A 23,152-nucleotide genomic window follows, 5' to 3' on the forward strand; every position below is an offset into this window, starting at 1 on the left:
GGCTGCCGCATACCAGCCAACTGGTGCGACAGCCACCACCTACGCCAATGGATCCGCGACCACGGCGAAACCAACATCGACAACCTCGTACTCCTGTGCCGATACCACCACGTGTGCATGCACGAACGCGGCTGGCAACTCCTCCGAGGACCACACACCGGCTGGATCTGGATCATCCGACCCGACGGACGACGATACGAACTCGGACCAAGCCAACCACGAGTCGACGAAACACCACCCCACAACCCGCGGCGTGAGTGACCGGCGTGGGTGATCAGTCCGGCGTGAACAGGCCCTGGAGGCCGACCAGGATCGCGATGATGCCGAACACCGCCAGCAGTAGCGCCGCGCCAGTCGGCGCCTCGGTGCCGCTCGGCGCGGGCCTCTGACGGCCGGTCAGGCGCTCCCACAGCAGCGCCACGCCCACGCCGATGCCCACGATCTCGAAGTGGAAGACCCGCGGCCCGGCCAGCAGGTGCGTGAGCAGATAGGCGCAGCCCACCGCGAGCGCGACGATGCCCACCACCCAGCCGTACGGCGCGGCGCGCTCGGCGAAGCGGCCGAGGTCCTCGCCGACCCGTGGCAGGCGGCGCAGCAGGCCGGCGGCGAGCAGAAACCCGCCGGCGATGTTGGCCAGGTCGAGCAGCAGCGCCAGGATCACGCCCGCAACCCTAGCGCCGAGATCGACGGACGCTCACCTCGCGTCCCGGATGGGGGCCCCGCGAAGCTCCCCCGGGCGCCGGTGGGCCTTGCGAAGATCGGCCAGACAAGATAGGCGCCAGAATTGTTGACAATCGTCCTCCAGCACTTCAAGTGCATATGTGCGTCGCTCGCCGGATTGTTGACAACCCACGGCGACGGCCTAGGCAGGAGGCCATGACGAGGACGGTGGTCGTGACGGGCCGCCGCGGGCGGACATCGCCGCGGCCGAGCGGCTCGGCGGGTTCGGCGTGGCCACCGTGCACGAGGCGCTCGGGCGGGCCGGCTACCTCGGGCCGGAGTTCCGCCCGGCGTGGCCCGGCGCGCAGGTCGGCGGCACCGCCGTGACCGTGCTGTGCTGGCCCGGCGACAACCTGATGATCCACGTCGCGGTGGAGCAGTGCCGGCCGGGCGACGTGCTCGTGGTCGCCACCGCCGCGCCGTCCACCGACGGGCTGTTCGGCGAGCTCTTCGCAGTGTCGCGGGGCACGCGGCGTGGTGCTGGCCACCGGCGTGCGCGACGTCGCCGCGCTGCGCGAGATGCGCTTCCCGGTGGTCCCGGGCGATCAGCGCGCAGGGCACGGTGAAGGCGACCGCCGGCTCGGTGAACCTGCCGATCGTGCTCGGCGGCCAGACCGTACATCCCGGCGACGTCATCCTCGGTGACGACGACGGCGTCATGATCGTGCCCCGCGCCGACGTCGACCGGGCACTGGTGGCCGCGCAGGCCCGCGTGGACAAGGAGGCGGCCAGCCGCGCCGCGTTCGCCGACGGCGAGCTGGGACTGGACCGCTACGGCCTGCGCGACCGCCTGCCGGGCCTCGGCATCGAGTACGTCAGCTACGACGAGTACCACTGCAATGGCTGACGGCTACGGCGCGGCGGGCGTGCGCTGCACCATGCTGCGCGGCGGCACCTCCCGCGGCCTGTATTTCGAGCCCGCCGACCTGCCCGCCGACCCGGCCGACCGCGACGACCTGCTGCTGCGCCTGATGGGCACCCCCGACCCGCGGCAGATCGACGGCCTGGGCGGCGCCACGTCGCTGACGAGCAAGGTCGCCGTCGTCGGCCCCTCGCGGCACCCGGACGCCGACGTCGACTACCTGTTCCTCCAGCTCGGCGTCGGCGAGGCCACCGTCAGCGACCGGCAGAACTGCGGCAACATCCTCGCCGGGGTGGGGCCGTTCGCGGTCGAGCGCGGGCTCGTGCCGGCCGGCGACGAGGAGACGAGCGTGCGCATCCGCATGTCAACTCCGGCAGCGTCGCGGTCGCCACCTTCCGCACCCCGGGCGGGCGGGTGGAGTACCGCGGCGACGTCGCGATCGCCGGGGTGCCCGGCACCGCCGGGCCCGTGGTGCTCGCCTTCACCGGCACCGAGGGCTCCGCGACCGAGGCCATGGCCGAGCTGGACGTGCCGGCGATGGTGCACGTTTCGGCGGTGACCAACCGTAACTTCCACGCCACCGGCTCGCACTACCTCAACGCCGACACCACCGCGTTCATGCAGCTGCTGCAGGCCGACCTGTTCGCCGAGTTCCCCGGCCTGCGGCTGGTGATTCCGCACGGCGGCGGCGCGGTGCCGTACCACTGGGGCCGCTTCCGCGGCCTCGCCGACATGCTCGGCCGCCCGCCGGTCGAGGAGTCGTTGCTGGGCAACGTCTTCTTCGACACCTGCGTCTACCACCGGCCGGGGATCGAGCTGCTGTTCGCCGTCGTCGACGCGGACAACATCCTCTTCGGCTCGGAGATGGTCGGCGTGGTCCGCGGGATCGACCCGCGGACCGGCCAACACTTCGACGACACCCGGCGCTATGTCGAGGCCCTGAATCTCGGCGACGAGACCCGCGCCAAGGTCTACGAGCACAACGCCCGCCGCGGCTACCCCCGCTACGCCGTGGGCGGCTGAACCGATGGGGCCGGGTACCCGGGCTGAACCTGCGGCACCGGGTAACCCGGCTGAACCGGCGGTGCCGCATAGCCCTGCTGAACCTGCGGTGCCGGGTAAACCGGCTGGACCGGCGGTGCCGGGTAACCGGGCTGGCCCTGCGGCGCGGACGGTGCCGGATAACCGCCCTGCACCGGCGCCGCCGCGTACGGGGCCTGCGGGTGACCAGGCTGCGGGTAAGCGGGCTGCGGCTGACCGGGCTGCGGCGCGAAGGCCGGCGCGCCCGGGACCTGCGGCGCGCCCTGGAACTGCGGCTGCGTGGACTCGTCGCGCCGCTTGAACGCGGCCCGCACGCCCCGGATCACCAGCAGCACCGGCATGATCAGAACCTTGAAGCTGATGAGGATCCAGCCGCCGAACAGCAGCACCCAGCCGGCCCAGATCGTCATGACCAGGCCGGCCACGATGCTGAACACCCGCCAGCCGATCTTGCTGCCCGGCAGCAGGCCGCTACCGATCGTGGCGAGGCCGCCGATTATGTAGAACAGGAGCAGCACGTCGCCGCCCGTACCGTTGAGATCCACGCCCAGTCCTCCCGTTGGGTCGATCCGCGACGTGAGACGGTACAAGACCTGGTCGCCGGCCGCTGTCCCGCGGCCGGCGACCCTCGAATCATCAGGACAGGCGGAAGTAGTCCAGGTTGAAGCCGCCGGTCTCGCAGTACACCGTGACGATCTGGTCGCCGGCCGGGAGCGTCACCGTGGCGTGCACCGACCGGTAGGCACCCCAGCCGCCGGTGTCGGGGACCGACGCCGTGGCGAGGACCTGGTTGCCCGCGTCACGGAAGGTGATCGCGTTCGCCGCATCGGCGCCGGTACCGTTGGCGACCCGCAACTCCAGGTCGTAGGTTCCCGCCTGGGCGACGTCGAGGCGGTACTGCAGCCAGTTGCCCGGCGCGGTCCAGCCCACGTTCTTGCCGCCGCTGGCCGCCGGGTTGTTCTCGACGAAGTTCGCCCCGCCGTCGGTCCAGCCGTGCTCGGCCACGTACGCCTCGGCCTCGACCTTCTCACCGATCGGCGCGCCGTGCGGGCGGACCGTGACGTGCACGGCGACCTCGTCGCTCGCCGCGCCGTCGGTCACCCGGAACTTCAGGTCCAGGCCGCCGGCGGTCGTCGGATGCAGGCTGACCTGACCGGTCGTGGCGTCGACGGTGACCCCGTCGGGCAGGTCGGCGGCGTAGAACGCGAGCGCGTCGCGGTCGCGGTCGGTGGCCCGCAGGCGGAACGTCGTGGTCGTGTACTGGTCGGCGACCACGTCCGGCACCGCGGCGAGCACCGGCGCGTGGTTGCCGCGCGGGCGCGGCAGGTCGGCGTGCCAGCGGAACGTCGCGTACGCCCCGGCCGGGACCGTCTCCACGAACTGCTTCCCGGCGAGCACGAACCGCACCGTGCGCTCGGCGGCGTTGGCGTTGCCGACGATCGCGACGAAGTCCTCGCCGTCACGGAACACGACGTTGCTCACCCCGCCGGAAGCGGCGCTGGACTCGACGCGGGTGTGCTGCGGCCCGAGGTACTTCGCGAACTGCCCCATGGCGTAGAGCTCGTCGCGCACCGAGTACGTGCGGGAGGTGGTGTCGACCTTCACCAGCCGGTCGGGCCACTTCGTGGTGGCCGCGATCTGGTCCCAGTCGACGTTGTTGTCCCGCAGCGGCGTCCAGTGCAGGGTGCCGCCGTCCTGGTCGGTCGCCTGCGCCCACAGCACGTAGGAGGAGGCGTCGAGCCGGAAGTAGCTCAGGATCGTGGCCGGCGACAGGTCGCTGGTCTCGGTCATGTGCACCGGCTTGCCGGTCTGCTCGTAGGCGTCGCGCATCACCGTGGGGTCGCCCCAGTAGGGGTGGAACGCGATCGCGTCCGCGGCCCGCCGCGCCGCCGGGTCGTTCAGGATGCGGTAGTAGTTCTTGGTCTGCGTGCTGTTCGGGTCGCGCCAGTCCCAGAAGTTGAAGTCGTGGATGTACAGCTGCACATCCCGCGGCAGATAACGCTTGATCGCGACGGCGAGCTTCTGCTGCTGTTCGACGCTGATGTCCATGGCCGGGTAGACCACGTCCATGCCGGGCTCGTTGAGCAGGGTCAGCGCGTCGACGCGGATGCCGTGGCGCGCGTAGGCCTCGACGAACTTCGCGTAGTAGCGGGCGAAGACGTCGATGCAGTCGTCGCGCAGCTTGCCGACCTGGTAGTGGTCGGTGGTGCTGCCCGGCTTGAGGGCGACCTCGCCGAGGAACTTGTTGTTCGTCTTCATCCACGCCGGGGCGCTCCAGGCCGAGGCGAAGAACGTGGCCCGGGGGTTGTACTTCTGGATCAGCTTGATGGTGTCGATGATGTGCAGGTCGACGTCGCGCTGGATGGAGAAGTACTTCAGGCCGAAGTCCTCGGTGACGCCGGCCGGCAGGTCGTCCTCGGACCAGAACGGCAGGTGCTCGATGAGGTCGGGGCTGCCGATGGTGAGCCGGAAGCGGTTCAGCCCGGCCCCGGTGCGGGGGTCGACGAGGAGCCGGACGGCGTCCTCGCGCTGCCGCGGCGTGAGCTTCCACAGGTTCGACACGCTCGTCTCGTCGAGCGAGAAGCCGATCCCGGCGTACCGCTGCCCGGTCCGGCTCGGATCGACGACGACCGTGACGTCGGCGGTGCTGCCCGAGGTGGCCGGCCCCTCCCCGACCCGGACCGCCGGCAGCGGCTGCCAGGCGTGTGCGGCGCCGGTCGAGTAGGTGCCGGTCACCACCTCGCCGCGGTGCGCCGGTGCCGCAGTGGCGGGCGCGGTCGCGACGAAGAGCGAGACCAATGCGGTTGAGGTCAGTGTGATGATGCGTCGCATGGCTTCCCCTGATGACGTGCGTGAATCCACTGGCGGGGTGGTGGGGTACCGCTAGAAAACACGTCGTGACAGGCGCATGTCAATGAATCGCTGTAACTTTTTTCGAGTCTTGGTGGAAGTTGTTTATGAAACACGCGTCAAACGGCGGCCGGCGCCGGCCCCGTGGAGCCGCGGACGACCAGGTCCGTGGCCAGTTCGACGTGCAGCGCGTCCAGCTCGTGGCCGGTCAGCATCCGGCTGAGCAGGCTCACCGCCATCCGCCCCATCTCGCCCAGCGGCTGGCGGACCGTGGTCAGGGCCGGGTGGGTGGCGCGGCTGACGTCGATGTCGTCGAACCCGGCCACCGATAGGTCGTGCGGCACCCGGATGCCGCGCTCGGCCGCGGCCTGCAGCGCCCCGACGGCCATCTTGTCGTTGAAGGCGACCAGCGCCGTGGGGCGGTCCGGCCGGTCCAGCAGCTCGGCGGCGGCGGCGCGGCCGGCCTCCACGGTCGGGTCGGACACCGTGCGTACCAGCTCGGGCGCCGGGTAGACGCCGACGCCGACCAGCGGGGCGGTGTAGCCGGCCAGGCGGTCGCTCATCGCCATCCAGTCCATCGGGCCCCCGAGCACGCCGACGCGGCGGTGGCCGAGCTCGACCAGGTGCGCCATGAGCCGCCGGGCGCCGGCGAAGTTGGCCGCCGACACCGCGGCGATGTTGCGCGGCGGCGCGGTGCGCGGGTCGACCACGACGAACGGGAACCCATGGTCGCGCAGCCGCTCCAGTTCCTCCTCCGGCTCCGGGGGCAGGATCAGGATCGCGCCGGTGACCTGGGGCCAGGCGGCGAGGGTGGGCAGCACCCCGGTGCGCCGCCAGGCGGACTCCCCGGCGTCGACGACCGCATGCATGCCGTGCACGTCGAGCGCCTCGGTGATCGCCGAGACGATGAGGCCGAAGTAGTCCGTCAGCACGTACGGGCAGCGCACGTAGACCCCGCTGTCGGCCTTCGGCACGCCGGCTCCCCGCCGCCGCGGCCCGCGCTGGCCCAGGCCGCCCATCGCCTGCAGCACGCGGTCGCGGGTCTGCGGCGCGACGTTGGCCCGGCCGTTGAGGACCCGCGACACGGTCGCGATCGACAGGCCGGTCTGGGCGGCGACGTCCCGGATCGTGACGCGCGTTGTTTCACTGCCGTGTTTCATCGACCGACAGCGTAACCCGCGCGCCGCGTTGAACCGTTCCGCCGTTTTGGCAGTACATCAGGTGTGACCGTCAGCCACGCCGACCTCGTCCGGCGCTACTACGACCGCAACACCGCCGCGTTCGACAAGCTGGGCCAGGGCGGGGCGTCCATCCACCGCGCGGTGTGGGGCCCGGGCGTGACGAGCCGGGCGGAGGCGTTCCACCACGTCGACGAGCTGATCCTGGCGGCGCTGCCGGAGGGCTTGAGGGGCGCGGACGGCACGGCCGAGCCGTTGGTCGTGGACCTGGGCTGCGGGCTGGGGGCCAGCCTGATGTACCTGGCCGGCCGGGCCCCGATCCGGGGCGAGGGCCTGACGATCAGCCCACGCCAGGCCGAGGGCGCGACCCGGCTGCTCGCCCGGGCCGGCCTGGCGGGCCGGGTCCGCTGCCGCGAGGGAAACTACCTGGACGTCCCCGACGACCTCGCGGGCTCGGCCGACCTCGTCTTCTCGATCGAGGCGTTCCTGCACAGCCCCGACGCCGGCGGGTACTTCCGCGAGGCCGCCCGCACCCTGCGCCCGGGCGGCCGCCTGCTGGTCTGCGACGACTTCCTCACCCCGGCGGCGGACTCGCCCACCCTCACGCCGCGCGCCGCGCGCCGCCTGGCCGAGTTCCGCGAGGGCTGGCGGGTCGGCTCGCTGCTGACCGTGGAGCGGGTCCGCGCCGCCGCGGCCGGGCACGGCCTCACCCTGGAGGACGACCTGGACCTCACCCCGCACCTGGAGCTGCGGCGGCCGCGGGACCGGTTCATCGCCGCCGTGGTCGCCGCCGGCCGCCCCCTGCGCCCGCGGGGCGAGTACTGGCGGATGCTCTCCGGCGGCGACGCCCTGCAGCGGTGCCTGCTCAACGGCGTGCTGAACTACCGTTTCCTGCGCTTCAGCCGCGGGTGAGCGACAGGATCGTGTCCATCGCCTTGAGCCGGTCGGCGCCCTTGCCGAGCAGGCCGTCGGGGACGATGAGCTCGTCGAGGCCGATCCCGCGGTACTCGGCGATCGCGTCGGCCAGCGCCTGCGGCGACCCGCCGATGACGGGCATCGGCATCTCCGGCAGCGGGCCGTCGACCACGACGAGGGCCTGGGCCGTGCGGGCGATCGCCTTCGCGTCGCGCCCCTGCGCGGCGCAGAACTCGTCGAGGACCGCGGACTTGTGCGCGATGACGCCCGGGTGGCCCCAGGTGTTCCAGACGTCGGCGTACCGCGCGACGATGCCCAGCATCCGCCGCTCGCCCCCGCCGCCGATGAGGATCGGCAGCGGGTCCTGGACCGGCTTGGGCTCGCAGACGGCGTCGGTGAGCCGGTAGTACTCGCCCTCGAAGGTGGTCCGCGGCCGGCGTAGCAGGCCGTGCAGCACCTCCAGCGCCTCGACGAACCGGTCCAGCCGCCGCTTCACCGGGGGCAGTTCGATGCCGTACTGCTCGTGCTCGTTGACCTGCCAGCCCGCCCCGACGCCGAGGGTGAACCGGCCGCCGGTCACGTGGTCGGCGGTCGCGGCCATGTTGGCGAGCACGGCCGGGTGGCGGTACGTGTTGCCGTACACCAGGCTGCCGAGCCGGACCCGGGGCACTGCGGCGCCGAGCGCGGCGAGCAGCGTGCCGCACTCCAGCATCGGGGCCATGGGGTCGCGGCCGGGCGCGTCGTTGGCCATGAAGTGGTCGGCGACGTAGACGCCGTCCCACCCGGTCGCCTCCGCGTGCCGGGCCACCTCGAGGATCTCGTCGTACCGCTGTCCGGCGCCGGGCCAGATCGAAAGTCGCATGCCTCCTCTATACCGCGACCGGACGGCCTGCGTCGGTCACCCTGCGGTGCGGCTCCGGCCTCGGCGGGGGGTTGTAACGTGGGTCGGGCTGTAGCGTGGGTCGAGCACGCCCCTTCTCCTGCCGTCGCGAAGGATGGTGTACGCCCGATGCTCCAACGTTCGCCCCGAATCCTCTCGGTGGTCTGGGGAACGATCGTCGCGGAGGACCTCGGCGCGGTGAAGGACCTCAAGGCCTGGCCCGGCGGCGCCCGCGAGTGGGACTGGGGCGAGACCGGGACGCGGCACTCCCCCGGCATCCAGCCCGCCGACGTCGAGGAACTGCTGGTCGCGGGCGCGACGACGGTCGTGCTGTCGCGCGGCATGGAGGAGCGCCTGGAGGTCGCCCCGGCGACGCTGGAGTTGCTGCGCGCAGGCGGCGTGGAGGTGCACGTCGCGGAGACCTCGGAGGCGGTGGAGATCTACAACGACCTGATCCCCACCGCCCCGGTCGGCGGCCTGTTCCACTCCACCTGTTGATCGAGGTCAGGACCCCAGGAAGATCGGGTTGGTCAGGGCCACCATCGTGTCGGCCGTGGTCGGGGTGGGCTGCTGGCGGCGGACCTCGGCCCGCACGTAGCGGGCGTTGCGCGCCGTCGTCGTCCACGTCACCGTCGCCGTGCCCTCGGCCAGCAGCATCGTCGCCAGGCGCTGGCCCTGGTCGGTGATGAACCGGGCCGCGCAGCCGGGTGCGCCGCTCACCTGCAGCGTCACGGTCACCGGCACGTCCTCGGCGACCCGCAGGCGCTGGCCGATGCCGGCGCTGCGGCCCCCGGCGGTGGCCGTGAACGACAGGTCGACGGCGGCCGACTCGGCGATCCACAGGCGGCCCGCGCGCACGCCGTCGAGGATGGCGCGGCGGTCGAGGCCCTCGGCGTACACCACGTTGTGCGGCAGGCCGACGACCTGCGGCTCGCTGTGGGCGTCGCTGTCGCCCACGGCCGGGAGCCAGGCGTCGTCGTGGCCGCGCTCGCGCACCGAGGCGACCAGCAGGTTGTCCCAGTTGGCCAGCACGGCCTCGTCGTCGAGCGTCCACGGGCCGTTCCAGACCTCGACGGCGTCGAGGCCGGCGTACCCGAACTTCCAGCCGCACGCGACGCAGGTGGCGAGCGGGTGCGCGGCGACCGCGAGGCCGCCGGCGCGGTGGATCTGCTGCACGAAGCGGGCCAGGGCGCCGTCGACCGCGCGGTACCGCCAGTCGATCCAGGTCCCGGCCGGCAGGCCGAGCGCGGTGAAGTGCCCGTTGCGGGTGGTGATCTCCTCTACGCCAAGACTGGCCCCGGAAGCTCCGCTAGGCGGGCCCAGCCAAGGCGCCGTCGATGACACCTGCCGCGCGGGCTGATCGAGCGCGAACACGGCGCCGTTGAGCGCGGCGAACGCGAACAGCATCCAGAGCCGGATGTCTCCGGCGGCGATCAGCGCGGCCTGCGCCGCGGCCAGGGCGGCGAAGACGACGTTCGTGGCGATGAGCAGCCGCCGCACGTCGACGCGGTCGACCAGGGCGCCGGCCCAAGCGCCGCCGAGCAGCGTCGGCAGGAACGTGAGCGCGGTGATCAGCGCGATGTCGATCGCGCTGCCGGTCATCTGCAGCACGAGCCAGGACTGCGCGACCGCCGAGGTCATCGTGCCGGACGCGGCGAACACCTGGCCGAGGAACCACTAACGGTACCGCCGGTCGCGCAGCGACTCGAACGCCCGCACCAGCCGGTTACCGGATGTCATCAGGCGGAGGCGCGCAGGATCAGCTCCGGGTTGAAGATGACCGATCGCGGCGAGCGGTTCGGCTCGCGGATGCGGGTGAGCAGCAGCTGCGCCATCTCGCCGGCCATCTCCTCGACCGGCTGGCGGACCGTCGACAGGGGCGGGTGGCACTCCAGGGCCGCGGTGCTGTCGTCGAAGCCGATGACCGCCACGTCGTCGGGGACCCGGCGGCCGGCCTCCTGCAGCACCCGCAGCGCGCCGTCGGCCATGAGGTCGTTCGCGACGAAGACGCCGTCCACGTCGGGCAGCTCGCTCAGCAGGCGGGCGGCGGCGCGCTCGCCGCCGGAGCGGGTGAAGTCGCCCTCGACGTGGGACGGCTCGAGGCCGTTGGCCCGGGCGGCCGTCTCGAAGGCGGCCAGGCGGTCCTGCGCGGCCGGCATGTCGAGCGGGCCGGTGATGGTGGCCAGGCGGCGGCGGCCGAGCGCGGCCAGGCGGTCGACGGCCAGCCGGACGCCGGCGCTCTGGTCGACGTCGACGTAGCTGATGCTGACCGGGTGCCCGGGGCGGCAGGACAGCACCACCGGCACGCCGAGCTCGACGAGCTGGCCGGGCAGCGGGTCGTCGACGTGGCTGGAGATGAGCAGCGCCCCGTCGACGTGGCCCTGCCGCAGGTACCGCAGCAGATGCGGCCTCGCGGGCGGGTCGGCCAGGAAGATGACGAGGTGGATGCCCAGCGGCCGCAGCACCTCCTGCGCGCCGGCGGTGACCCGGCCCAGGAACGGGTCGGTGAACATCCGGGTCAGGAACGGCGTGGAGTACCCGCGGTTCTCCGGCTCCGACACGACGAGCGCGATCGAGTCCGTCCGCCGGGTGACCAGCGAGCGGGCGGCCAGGTTCGGCACGTACCCGGTCGCGGCGATGGCCCGCTCGACCGTCCGGCGAAGCTCCGGGTCGACGGTCTGCACGCCGTTGATGACCCGGGAGACCGTGGCGCGTGACACCCCGGCGTAGTTGGCGACCTGCTCGAGGGTGGGCGGTCGCGAGTCGCTGCCCGTCATGGATGCCACGGTAGATCGTGCCCCGATGCGATGAGGAGCCGCGGGTGGACGGATCCGCATGTCACGTCCACCCGCGGCCGGTTCTGGAGGAGGAACTTACTTGTAGACCCGCACGTAGTCGACGTACATCCGCGACGGGAACGGCGTGGAGGCGTCGATCGGGCCGGGGAAGTCACCGCCCACGGCCAGGTTGAGGATGATGTAGAACTGGTGGTCGTACACCCACGGGCCCCGGGTCGCCTCGACGGTGTCCTTGTTGGCCACGAGGATCACCTGGTTGTCGACGCGGAACGTCATGTGCTTGCTGTCCCACTCGACCGAGTACACGTGGTAGTCCAGCGACAGGTCGACCGTGGTCAGCTTCTGGCCGTAGCCGCCGCCGCCGTTGTAGGCGGGGGCGTGCAGCGTCGAGTAGACGTCCGTGGTGCTCTTGCCGAGGATCTCCATGATGTCGATCTCGCCGTTGTACGGCCACGGGCGGCCCTGCAGGAAGTCGGCGCCCATCATCCAGAACGCGGGCCACAGGCCGTTGCCCTTCGGCACCTTGATCCGGGCCTCGACCCGCCCGTACTGCAGCGAGAACTTGTTGCTGGTGTTGATGCGGCCCGAGGTGTAGTCGCGGCCGCCCTGGGTCTCCTTGCGGGCCTCGATGACCAGCGAGCCGTTCTGGATGCTGGTGTTCTGCAGGTTGGTGTAGTACTGGATCTCGCCGTTCTGGCCGGTGCCCGGGTCGACCGTCCACTTGGAGGTGTCGATGTTGGTGCCGGAGTTGAACTCGTCGCTCCAGACCAGGTTGGTGGCCGGGAAGATCGGGTCGGCCGGCGGCGCCGGGGGCTGCACCGGGTTGCCGCCGGTGCCGTACACCTTGAACTCCCACAGCGAGTAGCCGTAGCCGTTGGAGCGCTGCGTGCCGTACATCCGCACGTAGCGGCCGTTGCCGTTGACGTTCAGGGTCTCCTTGAAGCCCTTGCCGGTCGTGGTGCTGTAGATGCTGGTCCAGTTGGTGGCGTCGTTGGAGGTCTGGATCTGGTACGACACGGCGTAGGCCGGGTCCCACTGCAGGACGACCTGGGTGATGTGGGCCTGGGCGCCGAGGTCGACGTAGATCCAGCCCGGGTCGACCCAGCCGTTGACCGGGCTCGTCGCCCAGCGGCTGGCGGGGTCGTTGTCGAACGCCTTGTCGGGCGAGCACGGGTTGCAGTTGGCGTCGTTCTGCCAGGTGGAGGCGACGGCCGGCTTGTTGTACGACAGCAGCACCGAGTTGCCGGAGTTGGTCGGCGAGGCGCTCGGGCTGGTCGGGGTGTCGTTGGTGGTCGACGGCACCCCGCCCACCCGGATCTGGAACTCCCACAGCGAGTAGCCCCACTGCGTGGCCCGCGCGGTGCCGTTCATCCGCACGTAGCGGCCGCTGCCGGTGACGCTGAGGTCCTGCACGCCGCCGGTGCCCGTGGTGGTGCTGTAGATCGTCGCCCAGGTGTTGCCGTCGGTGGACGTCTGGATCGAGAACGCCGTGGCGTAGGCGGTCTCCCAGTTCAGCGTGACGCCGCAGATCTGCTGCACCGACTGCAGGTCGACCTGCAGCCACTGCGGGTCGCCGGCCGCGCTGGACCAGCGGGTGCCGAGGTTGCCGTCGACCGCGGCCGAGGCCGGGGTGCCCGCGTTCTCGGTCGAGGAGGCGGTGGCCGGCTTGCCCTGCGCGGCGTTGGTGGTGCCGCAGCCGCCGGGCGCGGAGCCGCCGAACACCTGGAACTCCCACAGCGACACGCCGTACTGCGTGGCCTTCGCCGTGGCGTTGAGCCGCACGTAGCGCCCGTTGCCCGTCACGGGCAGGCTCACGTTGCCGCCGGCGCCCGTGGTCGTGGAGTAGATGCTCGTCCAGTTGGTGGCGTCGTTGGAGGTCTGGATCGTGAACGCGGTGGCGTAGGCCGCCTCCCAGTTCAGCGCGACCCGGGTGATCGACTGCTGGGAGCCGAGGTCGACCTGGAGCCACTGGGGCATCGAGAAGGCGCTGGACCAGCGGGTGCCGGCGTCGCCGTCGGTGGCGCTCGCGGCCGGGGTCGCCGCGCTCTCCGTGGACGAGGCGGTCGTCGGCTTGCCCTGCGACAGCAGGGTCTCGGCGGCGTTGGCGCGGGTCACGACCGTGACGATGTACGCACACAGCATGGCGGCCACCGCGAGCGCGATGACGCCGTAGCGCAGGGTGCGGCGGCTCGACACGGATCTGGCGGATCGATGGCCGGGGGCGGAGACCGACCAGTCCATGGATGACTCCTTCGTGGCGGGGGTGTTACGGCGGGGTGAGAGAGCGCTCTCTCAGAAAGCCACAATGAGCCCTCGGTCTACCCCTGTCAATGGCTGCGCCGGAATGGGAGAGCGCTCTCCAGACCAGGTGGAGCCAGGTGCACCCTGAGCCCAGCGGCCCGACGCAGCGCGGGAGCGCTCTCCGAGAACGCAAAAAGTGGGAGCGGCCGTGGCCGCTCCCACTCCTACCTGAGGCGTCAGGAACAGGTGAAGCTCGGGTCCGGGTTGGAGCCCGAGTAGGTCGCCTGGATGCCGAAGGTCGTCGAGCCGCCCGGCGCGATGGTGCCGTTGTACGAGAGGTTCTTCGCGGTCACCGACGTGCCCGACTGGGTCACCGTCGCGTTCCACGAGTTCGTGATGACCTGGTTACCGGAGAACTTCCAGCCGACCGTCCACGCGTTCAGCGTGCCGGTGCCGGTGTTGGTCACCTTGATGTCGGCGGTGAAGCCGTTGCCCCAGTCGTTCTTGGTGTAGGTGACGCTGCACTTGCCCGTGCCGCCGCCCGGGTTCGTGGGCGAGGTCGTGACCGGCGGCGTGGTAACCGGCGGCGTCGTGACCGGCGGCGTGGTCGGCGGGGTGCCGTCGGTCGTGACGCTGAAGTTGTTCACCGCCAGGCCCTGCCCGCCGGTCCAGGGCTCGAAGCCCGCCTGGATGCTGGTGAGGTACCAGCTGTTCTGGGCGTAGCCGCGGGACACCGCGTCGTTGAAGAAGGCGGCCGGCGCGAAGCTCGCCGAGCCGGCGCCCGGGTTGCGCACATACGAGACCACGTTCCAGCCCGTGTTGCCGAACCACACGTCCCAGGTGGCGCCGGCGAGGTTCACCGTCGCGACCTTCGAGCCGACCGGCTGCGGCGCGCCGGCGTGGTTGACCCACACCATGATCTCGGCGCCGGTGTTCTGCCCGTCGGTGCGCGCGGTCGGGTCGAACCAGACGTCGTACGCCGCGTCCCACTGCCCCGAGCCGGGGAAGCTCATGCTCACGCTGGTCTGGATGCCGGCGAAGCGGGAGTCGCTGACCCGCAGCGGCAGGATACTGCCGGAGCTGCAGTTCGCGTAGTGGCAGCCGTAGTAGACCGCCGGGTACGAGGCGGGCGCCCCGTTCGTCGGCACGTTGTGGTTGGCCTGCGAGATGCTGAAGCCGGTGCTCGTCACGTTGATGCACTGCGGCTGGGTGGTACCCCAGACGTTGTTCATCACGACGTACCGGCCGCCCTGGATCGTCGTCGATCCGTACTTCTCGCAGATCGTCGTGTCGGCGTGCGCCGCACCGGTGGTCAGCAGGACGCCGGCCCCGGTGGCCGCCAGGAGCCCGAGCGCGACAAGCCCGGCTCTGAATCTTCTCCTCATGGGTGATCTCCCTTCCATCGAGCACCATGAGTGCTGGATGGAAGGGAGGCGCGCCACAGGTGCGTTTTGGCGGATTTTGTACCGCAAGATCCCGGAAACTTACAGGGCCCGCTCCCGGCCGTATTCGCGCTGAACCGCTGCAGCCTGCGCCCGAGCCTGGTCGAAACATCGAAATGTTGACACGCCGAAACGCGGGCGTGCGCCCCGCGCCGCGTGAGGTCGTAGCGTCGAAGCCGTGGACGACGGCAGGACCTGGCGGGTCGGTGAGCTCGCCGGCAGCACCGGCCTCACGGTGCGCGCGCTGCACCACTACGACGAGATCGGCCTGCTGCGGCCGTCCTCGCGCAACGGCGCCGGGCACCGGCGGTACACGGCGGACGACGTGCGGCGGCTGCACCGGATCCTCGCGCTGCGCGGCTTCGGCATGTCGCTCGGCGAGATCGCCGGGGTGCTGGCCGGCGGCAACGACCCGCGCGAACTGGTCCGCCGCCAGCTGGCGCAGGTCGAGGCGCGCATCACGGTGGCGCGCCGGCTCGAGCGGGACCTGCGCGGCGTGCTCCGGGCGCTCGACGAGGCCGCCGAGCCGCCGGCCGCGACGCTCGTCGACGTCATCGAAGGGATGGTCACCATGCAACGCCCGCTCACCCCCGAGAAGCTGCAGGAGCTCAACGAGCACCGCCGCCGCATGACGGAGGGGCTCTCGCGGGAGGAGCTCGCCGAGATGGCCGAGAGCCGCCGGCACCACCACGAGCAACTCACCCCCGAGGAACGGGCCGAGCTGCACCGCCGCCTCCGGAGCAGCACGGGGGCGCTGTTCCCGTCCGACGCCTGAGCGGGTTTGTTCGACCCCCGAAAAAACGTTGCGGGCATCGATCGGCTTTGCCAGGCTCGACCCTCGTGGCACTCGTGGAGGCACGACAACTGACCAAGGTCTTCCGCCGGCCGGAGAAGGACCCGGGCCTGCGGGGGGCCGTCAAACACCTCTTCACCCGCCGGTTCACCGACAAGGTGGCGGTGGACCACGTCGACCTGTCGATCGAGGCCGGCGAGGCGGTGGCCTACGTCGGGCCCAACGGCGCCGGGAAGTCGACGACCGTCAAGCTGCTCAGCGGCATCCTGGTGCCGACCTCGGGCGAGGTGCGCATCGACGGGCTGTCGCCGCGGCGGGACCGCACGGCGGTGGCGCACCGCATCGGGGTGCTCTTCGGCCAGCGCACCCAGCTGTGGTGGGACCTGCCGGTGTCGGAGTCCCTCGCGGTGCTGCGCGACATCTATGGCATCGACCACGGCACGTACCGCAAGCGCCTGGCCCGCTTCGACGAGGTGCTCGGCCTCGACGAGGTGCTGCCGGTGCTCGGGCGCAAGCTGTCGCTGGGCCAGCGCATGCGCGCCGACCTCGCCGCCGCGCTGCTGCACGCGCCGCCGGTGGTCTACCTCGACGAGCCCACGATCGGCCTGGACCTCGCGGTCAAGGACCGGGTCCGCGAGTTCTTCCGCACGGTCCGCGACGAGGGCACGACGGTCATGCTGACCAGCCACGACCTCGGCGACATCGAGGGCTTCTGCCGCCGGCTGGTCATCATCGACTCGGGCCGCATCATCTTCGACGGCGACCTCGACGCGGTGAAGGACGCCTTCGCCCGCGAGCGGATCCTCAATCTGGAGACCGAGACGGCGCTGCCGCTGGAGCGGGTCCGCGCGGCGCTGCCCGGCGCGGTGGTCGAGCCCGGCGAGACGCCGACGCAGTTCTCGGTGCGCTTCGACCGGTTCGCCATGACGGCGGGACTGGCGGTGACCGCGCTCGCGCCGCTGACCAACCTGGTCGACTTTCACGTCGACGAGCCGTCCATCGAGGACGTCATCCGCCGCGTCTACTCCGGCGAGCTGCAGCTGGAGCGGGCGTGAGGGCGAGCATGAGGGCGTACCGCGCGCACGCGCGGGCGGCGGCCCTGTCCGCCCTGGCGTACCGCGGCAGCTTCCTGCTCTCCCTGGGCGGCGTCGGCTTCCAGCTGGTGGCGCTGCTCGCGGTCTGGCGGGTGCTGCTCGGCGACGGCGGGGCCGCGCAGGTCGGCGGCTTCGACTGGCCGCACATGCGCAGCTACCTGCTCGTCGCGTTCGCCTCCGGCGCGCTCGTGGGCACGTTCGTCGACTTCCGCATGTCGTTTCGCATCCGCTCCGGGCTCGTCGCGCTCGACCTCGTCAAGCCCGTCGACTACCAGCACGCCCGGCTGTGGGAGACGGTCGGCGGCGTCTGGATCGAGCTGGCCGTCGTCGCCCTGGTGTCCGGGGTGTCGATGCTGGCCGGCGGCGTGCCCGACCTGCCGCCGGGGCCGGAGCTCGCGCTGTTCGCCGCCTCCATGGCGCTGCTGGTGCCGCTGAAGTTCGTCGTGGTGTACCTCAGCACGCTCACCTGCTTCTGGACCCAGAACTTCATCGGCGTGCTGTGGGCCCGCCAGGCGATCACGGCGCTGCTGTCGGGCGCCCTGGTCCCGTTGGCGTACTTCCCCGGCTGGCTGGCGACCGCGGCGCAGTGGTCGCCGTTCGCGGGCCTGACCTCCACGCCGGCGCTCATCTTCGTCGGCCAGGCCTCCGGCCGGCACGCGCTGCTGCTCGTCGGCGCCCAGCTGGCCTGGCTGCTGCTGTTGTGGTTCGCCGCCCGCGCGCTGTTCGGCCGGGCGCTACGCCAGCTCACGGTACACGGGGGTTGACAACGATGCGGCTGCTGCGGCTCTATTTCCGCCTGCTCGGCGCGCACCTGCGCTCGCTGCTGGAGTACGAGGGCGACTTCTGGATCATGATGGTCGGCACGGCCCTCATGCAGGTCGTCAACATCGCCTTCCTGTCGGCCGTCTTCGCGAAGGTTCCGGCCATCAACGGCTGGTCGTTCTGGGCGGTGGTGGCGATGTTCGCCATGGTCGCCATCGCCGAGGGCGTCGGTTCACTGTTCTTCGAGGGCATGTGGAACATCGCCTGGCAGATCAACCAGGGCGACCTCGACTACATGCTCGTCCGGCCGTACCCGATCGTCCTGCAGGTCAGCAGCATGCAGATCGGCATCAACGGCCTGAGCAACATCGTGACCGGCGGCCTCATGCTCGGCGCCGCACTGTCCCATGTGGACGTCGACTGGTCGCTCGCCCGTATGCTGCTCGGCGTCGTGGTCGTCCTGTCCGCGATCGCCATCAAGGTGGCCATCAACCTCGCCACCAACGCGGCGGCCTTCTGGATGCAGAGCCCCGGCCCGCTCTTCGCGATGGCGGTACACCAGGCCGGCGATCTCGCCCGGTTCCCCATCTCCGTCTACCCGCTCGCGCTGAAGGCGGCCCTGGGCTTCGCCCTGCCGTTCGCGTTCGTGAGCTTCTTCCCGGTGAGCTTCCTGCTCGGCCACGGCCGGGCGTGGGTGGGGCTGCTGACCCCGCTCGTCGCGGCGTACTGTCTGGTCGTGAGCGGCTGGATCTTCTCGCGCGGCCTGCGCCGCTACGAGAGCGCGGGCAACTAGATGTCGCGGTGGCGGCGGCGGTACCACGGCCTGGTCACCCGCCTCTACGGCCCCGACCGCGACACCACCTGGCTGACCTGGATCGGCGACGAGCGCGTCGCGGTCGGCAGCGTCCCCACCGCCGCGACGATCGGCCGCCTCGCCGGCCAGGGCGTCACGCACGTGGTCAACTGCCGCTCCGGCCCGCAGACCTGGATCTCGCAGGACCTGGCCGTGGAGCGCGCCATCTTCGGCGCGGCCGCGGTCGCCCACGCCCCGATGCACGACCACGGCCGCCCGCAGCCCCCGGGCCGCTGGTCGCCCGCCGCCGAGTTCGCCGCCACGGTCCTGGACGCCGACCCGGCGGCGCGCGTGCTCGTCCACTGCCAGCAGGGCCGCCACCGCTCGGCGATGCTCGCCTACGCGGTGCTGCGCCTGCGCGGCCACTCCCCCGCCGCCGCGACGGAGCTGATCACGACCCACCGCACGGAGGCCCGCCTCCTCGATGCCTACACGACGAGCGTCGAGCGCTGGCTCACCACCCGCGCCGGGACCTGACCGCCCGCACGGGGCCGGGGCCGCGGCCGCCGCCGTTGTGGACGACCGCGTCGTCGCGGGCGCCGCGCTCACGGAACGTGACCAGTGCCTCGGCGCGCAGCACGTCGGTGCGCGCCGCGACGCCGCGGTACCGGACGCATCGGACATCGGTTCTGCCGGGCATGACGACGACCGGCACCACCCTTACCGCGGATAGCGGTCCGGTTCCAGGCGATCTAGCGTGCTGAATGCCGGGCAGGCTTCGTGGACGACATCGATGTGGGAGCGGGATGCGGCGTTGGACTCAACGTCCTCTGGTGCGCGGCATCCTGAGGACGCTCATCGGTACCGTTGGCCTCGGCGTCGCCATCAACCTCGTCAGCGCCGAACTCAAGATCGATGTCCGCTGGTCCGTCGCGATGCTGCTCGCGCTGTTCGCGGCCCTCGCCTACGTCGAGTGGGACAAGGTGCCGGTGGACGGCCGGGGGACGGATGACCATCCCGTCGCGCCGCTTGAGCCGACGCCCCCCGCCCCGCCGATACGATTCGTCAGCCCCGGATCGGTCATGGAGCGGCTGCGGCACGCGTTGACAGGGTCGGCCGACGGGATCCGCTCGGTGAGCCTGTGGGGTATGAGCGGCATCGGCAAGACCACGCTCGCCCGGATGATCGCCAACGAGACCGGCCTGTTTCCCGGCGGCGTGTTCTGGGGCGACCTGCGGGTCGAGCGGGATCTCGTCCCGCTGTTGGAGGGCTGGTTGCTGCGTGGCGGCCTGAACGTGGGCCCGAGACCGGCCGCCGAACTCGTCGACCGTGTGCGCCAGCTGTTGCGCGTGCGGGCCGCCGCCGGCCGGGTCCTGGTCGTGCTCGACGACGTCTCCGCCGACGTCGCGGCGATGCTGCCATACGTGGAACGGCTGCTGACCCCCGGCGCGTCCCTGCTGATCACGACCCAGGACCGGCCGTTGGCGATACGCCACACCGCCGATGTGATCGAGGTGCCGCTCCTGTCCGACGACGAGGCGTACAACCTCTTCCACAGGATCTGCGGCGCGCCGCGCGATGACGCGGTGGAGCAGATCCTTCGGATCGCGCAGGGCCAGCCGCTGGCGATCACCATCGCGGCGAACCAGGCGGCGGTGGTCATCCGCCGTGCCGACGGGGTGCACCGCCTGGCCGCGGACATCGCGGCGAACGTCGCCGGGGCGCTCGCCGAGACCGAGGGCATGCCGGGGGTCACGAGCACCGCCCTGGTCGCGTACCGCCGGCTCGCCCGACCGCTACGCCGGGCCTTCCGCGCCGCCGGAGCCCTCGCCGAGGGTCCCTTCACCGCTGAGGACGTCGCCGTGCTGCTGCGGCTGCATGCCCTGCCGGGACCGCTGCAGCGGTTGCTGCTGGCCGTGCGCTCGCCCTTCGCGGCCGTCGGCTTCAGGCCTCTCGTACCGGTGCACCGCCGCCGGGCGACCACCCGCGCTCATCTCGAAGTGCTCACGTACCTCGCGCTCGTGACCGTCGAAGGCGACGGCTACTCGATCCACCCGGTGCTGCGCAGCTTCAGCCGAACCCAGGACCGGCGGCGCCGGTTCCGGGTGGTGTTCCGGCGGTTCTGCGTGGCCTACTCCGACGCGCACGCCAACGGCACCGAGTACTCGATGATCGCGCTGGAGCGGCAGCGGCGCAACCTGCTCGCCGCTACGCGCGAGGCGCACGTGGACCGGCGCTGGTCGGACGTGGTCGCCCTGGTGCAGAACCTGAACTCCCCCGAGCACCCGTTCCTGGAGACCCGTGGCCTGCCGCACGACGAGCGGGAGACGCTCACCCTCGGCGTCGACGCCGCCCGCCGCCTCGGCGACACGCTTACCGTGGCCGACTTCACCGGCAACCTCGCGATCCGCCTTGCCGGCGTCGGCCGCCTCGACGAGGCCGCCGACGGATACCGTACCGCTGAGGCCCTTTACCAGAAGTTGCGCAAACCGAGCCAGGTGGCGTTGGCCCGGTTCCACCAGGCGCGCATCGCGCACAAGCGCGGGGACCTCGAGGAGGCCGAGCGACTGTACTGGTTGGCCCTTCGTACCAGTACCACCGACACTCCCGCCCCGCACGACTCACGCATCGTCGGCGTCCTCGGGTGGCTGGTCCGCCGGATGCGTGGCGAGGACGCCGCCAGCCGGTTCCACCGGCAGGTCGGCACCGACCACGAACGCCACAACGTCGGCATGGAGAGTCAGGCGTACGAATACCTGGGACTGCTGGCCGAGGAACGCGGCGACACGGCCGAAGCGGGCCGATTGTTCGCGGCGGCCGCGGACCGGTCCGTCCGCAACCGCCGCCGCACCCACCAGTTCCGCAACCTGGGCCACATCGCCCGGCTGTCCCTGGCCGCGGGCAATAGCGCCGAAGCCGAGGAAACACTGCAGTCGATGGTGGGCCACCTGCCGGAGATCGCCTACCCGGCCGACTACGCGCGTGCCGCCGAAAGCGCGGCGCGCCTCGCCGCCGCGCTCGGCCATCTCGACCAGGGGCGGGCCCTATTGCGCGACGGCCTGCGGGCCGTGGAGCGCCTCGGCGGCGTGGGCCGGGCCGCCGCCGCGACCGCACTCGCTCAGTATCTGCTGGAACACTACTCGGACACAGATCGCGACGAGGCCGAGCAGCTGGCCCGCGAGGCGCTCGAGTTCTACGACGCCAACCCGGGCATGGCTGCCGACGCCGTCGCCGATCGCCACGTCCTGGCCTCCCTGCGGCTCCAACGCGAGGACTACGACGGCGCCTACGCCGAGCTGGCCCTCGCGGCGCAAGCAGCACGACAGGCGAACAGGCTCAGCGATCTGCTCGTCGTCCAGCAACAGCTATGGCCCGTCGAGCAGGGCCGCGGACGACTGGCACACGCCGCGGCCGTCCTCGGCGACTGCGTAGAGCTGGCGGGCCGATTGCATCGTCCCGACGCCCTCGCCGACGCGCAGCTGTGCCTCGCCGAGATCGAGCTCCAGCGCGGCCGGACAGAGTCCGCCCGGCTCGCACTCGAACAGCTCACCGCGGCGGCGCACGACCAGGCCGGCATATTCGGCGTACGAGTGCTGGCGGCTCGCGTGCAGCTGGCCGTCAACCGCATGGCGCTGGACGAGGCGGCTGCGCACGCCGATGAGCTGGGCCGCCAGGCCGACGCCGGAGGCGATCCGGCCGCCCGCATCCTCGCCGCCGACCAACTGGTGTCCATCGCCCGGGTACGCGGCGACACCGCCGCCGCGCTCGCCGCGCTCGACTCCAGCGACGGGCTCACCGCCGCCGGGCCTGCCGACCCCGCCACGCAGGCGGTTCGGCTGGCGAACCGCGCCGTCGTCGAGCTGGACCGCACCCGGCTCGCCACCGCCACCACCCTGATCGGGCAGGCAGCGCGCGCCGCTACCCGGCATGTGCCGTTGCGTACCTGGCTCACCGAGGTGGCCGCCGACGTCGACCGCGTGGCCGGGCGGTGGGATGCCGCGATCGAGGCGTACCGGGGTCTGGAACGCGTGCACGCGCGGGCGGGCAGCATCGGTGGGCGCGTGGCGGTGGCGATCAACCTCGGCGACATCGCGGTACGTGGCCACGATCCGTCCTCCGCGCTCGTTCATGTGCAGCTGGCGCAGACGCTCGGCGCCCAGGCCGGCCTCATCCTGCCGATCTTCACCGGCCACGTGCTGCTGGCATCCGCGCATCAGCAGCTCGGCGACCTCCCGGCCGCTCGCCTGCACGCCACGACCGCTCTGCTCATGGCCCGCCGTAGCGGCTCGCCGCTGCTGCTCGCGCAGGCGCACATCTGCCTGGCCCGGCAGGCGGTGCATGAGCGGCGGTTCAAGCTGGCCGCGACGCACCTTGCCCGGCTGCGTCACGCGGCATCGGTCACAAAGCTCAACCACCTGCGGATGAGCCTGCTCGACGTCAGCGGCCGGCTGGCGCAGGAACGCGGCGACCCGGCCGGTGCCCGCGCACATCACGAGAAGGGGCTGCTGCTCAGCAGGCGGCTGGGCACCGCCGCAGAGGAGGTCGAGGCGCTGACCTGCCTCGCCGAGGCGGACCGGGCGCAGGGCGACGCCCCGGCGGCGAAAGAGCGCTACCGCGAGGCACTTGCCCGGATGGACGCGCTCGGCGCGGCCGCCCGATGCTGGCGCGACCAGGTCCTCGGCAGCGTCGGCGAGCTTTAGGAGACGCGTGGCTGAGCGAGCGCGCCATCGACGAGGCGTGGCCATGCGGGCAACGGGTACCAACGAGACTGCCCTCGTCGTCG

General features: G+C 71.8%; 21 protein-coding genes and 1 pseudogene. 12 read left to right on the top strand and 10 right to left on the bottom strand.

Annotated features, from left to right (window positions below):
* Positions 1-274 precede the first annotated feature (274 nt).
* A complete protein-coding gene (locus tag ACGFI8_RS34710; RefSeq protein WP_392811078.1) occupies positions 275-661 on the bottom strand; it encodes a hypothetical protein in 387 nt (128 codons plus the stop codon).
* 289 nt (positions 662-950) lie between these two features.
* Here ACGFI8_RS34710 and ACGFI8_RS34715 point away from each other — a divergent pair, with 289 nt between their 5' ends.
* The 4 genes and pseudogenes from ACGFI8_RS34715 to ACGFI8_RS34730 all read left to right on the top strand — a co-directional run bounded on the left by ACGFI8_RS34715 (position 951) and on the right by ACGFI8_RS34730 (position 2,605).
* On the top strand, positions 951-1,286 hold the full coding sequence (locus tag ACGFI8_RS34715; protein WP_392811080.1) for a hypothetical protein: 336 nt from the start codon (positions 951-953) through the stop codon (positions 1,284-1,286).
* Positions 1,283-1,567, top strand: a complete 285-nt coding sequence (locus tag ACGFI8_RS34720; protein ID WP_392811082.1) for a hypothetical protein — start codon at positions 1,283-1,285, stop codon at positions 1,565-1,567. Before ACGFI8_RS34715 ends, ACGFI8_RS34720 begins: the two co-directional genes overlap by 4 nt.
* Positions 1,568-1,598: 31 nt before the next feature.
* A pseudogene (locus tag ACGFI8_RS34725) lies at positions 1,599-1,883 on the top strand (PrpF domain-containing protein); the annotation flags it as partial.
* A gap of 113 nt (positions 1,884-1,996) precedes the next feature.
* Positions 1,997-2,605: an amidohydrolase family protein gene (locus tag ACGFI8_RS34730; RefSeq protein WP_392811083.1), complete on the top strand. Its 609-nt coding sequence runs from the start codon at positions 1,997-1,999 to the stop codon at positions 2,603-2,605.
* Here ACGFI8_RS34730 and ACGFI8_RS34735 read toward each other — a convergent pair.
* From ACGFI8_RS34735 to ACGFI8_RS34745, 3 genes are all read right to left on the bottom strand, one after another.
* A complete protein-coding gene (locus ACGFI8_RS34735) occupies positions 2,587-3,168 on the bottom strand; it encodes a hypothetical protein (protein WP_392811085.1) in 582 nt (193 codons plus the stop codon). The two genes, ACGFI8_RS34730 and ACGFI8_RS34735, sit on opposite strands and share 19 nt — an antisense overlap.
* 91 nt (positions 3,169-3,259) lie before the next feature.
* Complete coding sequence (locus ACGFI8_RS34740; protein ID WP_392811087.1) at positions 3,260-5,455, bottom strand: carbohydrate-binding protein; 2,196 nt, start codon at positions 5,453-5,455, stop codon at positions 3,260-3,262.
* A gap of 137 nt (positions 5,456-5,592) precedes the next feature.
* The gene (locus ACGFI8_RS34745) at positions 5,593-6,633 is read right to left on the bottom strand and encodes a LacI family DNA-binding transcriptional regulator (RefSeq protein WP_392811089.1); all 1,041 of its coding nucleotides are present in this window, start codon (positions 6,631-6,633) and stop codon (positions 5,593-5,595) included.
* 63 nt (positions 6,634-6,696) lie between these two features.
* Here ACGFI8_RS34745 and ACGFI8_RS34750 point away from each other — a divergent pair, with 63 nt between their 5' ends.
* Positions 6,697-7,563 (top strand): SAM-dependent methyltransferase, encoded by an 867-nt coding sequence (locus ACGFI8_RS34750; protein ID WP_392811091.1) that lies wholly within the window; start codon positions 6,697-6,699, stop codon positions 7,561-7,563.
* Here ACGFI8_RS34750 and ACGFI8_RS34755 read toward each other — a convergent pair.
* Entirely contained in the window at positions 7,550-8,428 is an 879-nt protein-coding gene (locus ACGFI8_RS34755) for a TIGR03560 family F420-dependent LLM class oxidoreductase (protein ID WP_392811093.1), read from the bottom strand. The genes ACGFI8_RS34750 and ACGFI8_RS34755 overlap by 14 nt on opposite strands.
* 147 nt (positions 8,429-8,575) lie before the next feature.
* On the opposite strand from ACGFI8_RS34755, the gene ACGFI8_RS34760 reads away from it, so the two are divergent.
* Positions 8,576-8,944 (top strand): MTH938/NDUFAF3 family protein, encoded by a 369-nt coding sequence (locus tag ACGFI8_RS34760; protein WP_392811094.1) that lies wholly within the window; start codon positions 8,576-8,578, stop codon positions 8,942-8,944.
* 6 nt (positions 8,945-8,950) lie between these two features.
* On the opposite strand, the gene ACGFI8_RS34765 is transcribed toward ACGFI8_RS34760, so the two are convergent.
* From ACGFI8_RS34765 to ACGFI8_RS34780, 4 genes are all read right to left on the bottom strand, one after another.
* A complete protein-coding gene (locus tag ACGFI8_RS34765) occupies positions 8,951-10,108 on the bottom strand; it encodes a CehA/McbA family metallohydrolase (protein WP_392811096.1) in 1,158 nt (385 codons plus the stop codon).
* A gap of 77 nt (positions 10,109-10,185) precedes the next feature.
* Entirely contained in the window at positions 10,186-11,223 is a 1,038-nt protein-coding gene (locus ACGFI8_RS34770; protein ID WP_392811098.1) for a LacI family DNA-binding transcriptional regulator, read from the bottom strand.
* Positions 11,224-11,319: 96 nt separating this feature from the next.
* Positions 11,320-13,485 carry a discoidin domain-containing protein gene (locus ACGFI8_RS34775; protein ID WP_392811100.1) on the bottom strand — a complete coding sequence of 722 codons (2,166 nt, stop codon included), beginning with the start codon at positions 13,483-13,485 and terminating at the stop codon, positions 11,320-11,322.
* A 236-nt stretch (positions 13,486-13,721) separates the two neighbouring features.
* Positions 13,722-14,870 (bottom strand): cellulose binding domain-containing protein, encoded by a 1,149-nt coding sequence (locus ACGFI8_RS34780; protein ID WP_392811102.1) that lies wholly within the window; start codon positions 14,868-14,870, stop codon positions 13,722-13,724.
* Positions 14,871-15,105: 235 nt separating this feature from the next.
* Here ACGFI8_RS34780 and ACGFI8_RS34785 point away from each other — a divergent pair, with 235 nt between their 5' ends.
* The 5 genes from ACGFI8_RS34785 (at position 15,106) to ACGFI8_RS34805 (ending at position 18,906) form a co-directional block, all read left to right on the top strand.
* A complete protein-coding gene (locus ACGFI8_RS34785) occupies positions 15,106-15,702 on the top strand; it encodes a MerR family transcriptional regulator (protein ID WP_392811104.1) in 597 nt (198 codons plus the stop codon).
* A gap of 65 nt (positions 15,703-15,767) precedes the next feature.
* The gene (locus tag ACGFI8_RS34790; RefSeq protein ID WP_392811105.1) at positions 15,768-16,775 is read left to right on the top strand and encodes an ATP-binding cassette domain-containing protein; all 1,008 of its coding nucleotides are present in this window, start codon (positions 15,768-15,770) and stop codon (positions 16,773-16,775) included.
* Positions 16,772-17,578, top strand: coding sequence for an ABC transporter permease (locus tag ACGFI8_RS34795; RefSeq protein WP_392811106.1), 807 nt, complete (start codon positions 16,772-16,774; stop codon positions 17,576-17,578). Before ACGFI8_RS34790 ends, ACGFI8_RS34795 begins: the two co-directional genes overlap by 4 nt.
* 5 nt (positions 17,579-17,583) lie before the next feature.
* A complete protein-coding gene (locus ACGFI8_RS34800; RefSeq protein WP_392811107.1) occupies positions 17,584-18,369 on the top strand; it encodes an ABC transporter permease in 786 nt (261 codons plus the stop codon).
* A complete protein-coding gene (locus ACGFI8_RS34805) occupies positions 18,370-18,906 on the top strand; it encodes a hypothetical protein (protein WP_392811109.1) in 537 nt (178 codons plus the stop codon).
* On the opposite strand, the gene ACGFI8_RS34810 is transcribed toward ACGFI8_RS34805, so the two are convergent.
* On the bottom strand, positions 18,884-19,069 hold the full coding sequence (locus ACGFI8_RS34810; protein WP_392811110.1) for a hypothetical protein: 186 nt from the start codon (positions 19,067-19,069) through the stop codon (positions 18,884-18,886). The two genes, ACGFI8_RS34805 and ACGFI8_RS34810, sit on opposite strands and share 23 nt — an antisense overlap.
* A gap of 133 nt (positions 19,070-19,202) precedes the next feature.
* Between ACGFI8_RS34810 and ACGFI8_RS34815 the strand changes: the two genes are divergently transcribed.
* Entirely contained in the window at positions 19,203-23,069 is a 3,867-nt protein-coding gene (locus tag ACGFI8_RS34815) for an NB-ARC domain-containing protein (RefSeq protein ID WP_392811112.1), read from the top strand.
* Positions 23,070-23,152 lie beyond the last annotated feature (83 nt).

The organism is Dactylosporangium sp. NPDC048998 (genome assembly GCF_043197855.1).
Classification (GTDB): Bacteria; Actinomycetota; Actinomycetes; order Mycobacteriales; family Micromonosporaceae; genus Dactylosporangium.

Bases quoted from the DNA above. Each gene is read 5' to 3' on its own strand.
- ACGFI8_RS34755 (WP_392811093.1), bottom strand. From the start codon at position 8,428: ATGCGACTTTCGATCTGGCCCGGCGCCGGACAGCGGTACGACGAGATC.
- ACGFI8_RS34745 (WP_392811089.1), bottom strand. From the start codon at position 6,633: ATGAAACACGGCAGTGAAACAACGCGCGTCACGATCCGGGACGTCGCC.
- ACGFI8_RS34800 (WP_392811107.1), top strand. From the start codon at position 17,584: ATGCGGCTGCTGCGGCTCTATTTCCGCCTGCTCGGCGCGCACCTGCGC.
- ACGFI8_RS34810 (WP_392811110.1), bottom strand. From the start codon at position 19,069: ATGCCCGGCAGAACCGATGTCCGATGCGTCCGGTACCGCGGCGTCGCG.
- ACGFI8_RS34775 (WP_392811100.1), bottom strand. From the start codon at position 13,485: ATGGACTGGTCGGTCTCCGCCCCCGGCCATCGATCCGCCAGATCCGTG.
- ACGFI8_RS34760 (WP_392811094.1), top strand. From the start codon at position 8,576: ATGCTCCAACGTTCGCCCCGAATCCTCTCGGTGGTCTGGGGAACGATC.
- ACGFI8_RS34740 (WP_392811087.1), bottom strand. From the start codon at position 5,455: ATGCGACGCATCATCACACTGACCTCAACCGCATTGGTCTCGCTCTTC.
- ACGFI8_RS34780 (WP_392811102.1), bottom strand. From the start codon at position 14,870: ATGAGGAGAAGATTCAGAGCCGGGCTTGTCGCGCTCGGGCTCCTGGCG.
- ACGFI8_RS34770 (WP_392811098.1), bottom strand. From the start codon at position 11,223: ATGACGGGCAGCGACTCGCGACCGCCCACCCTCGAGCAGGTCGCCAAC.
- ACGFI8_RS34805 (WP_392811109.1), top strand. From the start codon at position 18,370: ATGTCGCGGTGGCGGCGGCGGTACCACGGCCTGGTCACCCGCCTCTAC.